The sequence below is a fragment of the Pontibacterium sp. genome, from assembly GCF_041587635.1.
Classification (GTDB): Bacteria; Pseudomonadota; Gammaproteobacteria; order Pseudomonadales; family Balneatricaceae; genus Pontibacterium.
In genome coordinates, this window is record NZ_JBFGYC010000751.1 from 1 (window position 1) to 1,150 (window position 1,150).

General features: G+C 44.5%; 2 protein-coding genes. Both read left to right on the forward strand.

Annotated features, from left to right (window positions below):
* Nucleotides 1–433 precede the first annotated feature (433 nt).
* Nucleotides 434–655: a hypothetical protein gene (locus ABYW01_RS21415; protein ID WP_372836645.1), complete on the forward strand. Its 222-nt coding sequence runs from the start codon at nt 434–436 to the stop codon at nt 653–655.
* 169 nt (nt 656–824) lie between these two features.
* On the forward strand, nt 825–1,150 hold a 326-nt coding region (locus ABYW01_RS21420), incomplete at its 3' end, for an aminotransferase class I/II-fold pyridoxal phosphate-dependent enzyme (RefSeq protein ID WP_372836646.1).

Genomic DNA, 1,150 nt, shown 5'->3' on the forward strand with positions numbered 1-1,150 from the left:
GAAACACTAGAGAAGTATCTGACTGAAACGATGACACCCTGGTTTATCAATCACATTAATACGATGGATACTGTGACTGCCATGTTTGTATCAAGGCACGATTAACTCTTTAATTAAACGAACGTACGCTTTATCTTTTCTGAGCTTTACGGTTAATACGCAGTGGCTCCCAATGATTAATCAGATTTAGTCTCTGATCTGAACGAATTTTATAATCGTATATTGCAAGGCGCTTATATTTAGTTATAAAGTTCGTTCTCCTCAGTATCAGGAACCCGGCAATACCGATCTGCATTTGCTTGCCAAACGCGGTTTCTTTCCGGGAAAGGGACTACAATTTAATAAGCTCACCCCTGAACTTTTATTCCAAACAAGTATCAGGCGCTTATTAGCAGTAATAAGGACGTCCTATTCATCTGCTTGGTAGTACATATTGCTCACTATGATAAACGACGAAATCAGCCAGAAGCTGATGCCCTTGAGTCTTGAACAACTCGACAAGATTCAGCAAAAGCTAGAACAATTGGTCGCAGAGAAAAAAGAAGCCAAGAAGCGTAAAAGCGGCTTACCTCCGGTTGCCGGAGACCTCGATTCACTTGCAGCCATGCAAGATATGGATCTGAGCAGCCTGATGCGGGAAATTTCGCGTCGCTGATCGCCCTCCTCTGCTTCTAAAATGATAACGCACCTATAAACAGCTTATTCAGATAGCTATATTACGCGCGCGCTTTTTTGCGGATTTCAGCACTCTTCTCTGATATGCTCGGGCACTATAATGTGTCCGCGGGGACACTCCTTTTTGACAGAGAAGATAAGTCAGCGCCATGAGTAAATATTGGAGCGAGGCGGTTAACGGCCTCACCCCTTACGTGCCCGGTGAGCAACCTAAAGACACCGGTATCACAAAATTAAATACGAACGAAAACCCTTACCCCCCTTCACCTGCTGCGGAAGCCGCTATTCGCGAATTTCCGCTGGATCGATTGCGTCTCTACTCAGATCCGGATTGCGCTGAATTAAAACAGGCGCTGGCAGATCATTTCTCGCTGGAAAAGAAAAATGTATTTGTGGGCAACGGTTCTGACGAAGTATTAGCCCTTACTTTTATGGCTTTTTTCCGTCAGGAACATTCGCTCTTACTGCCGGAAAC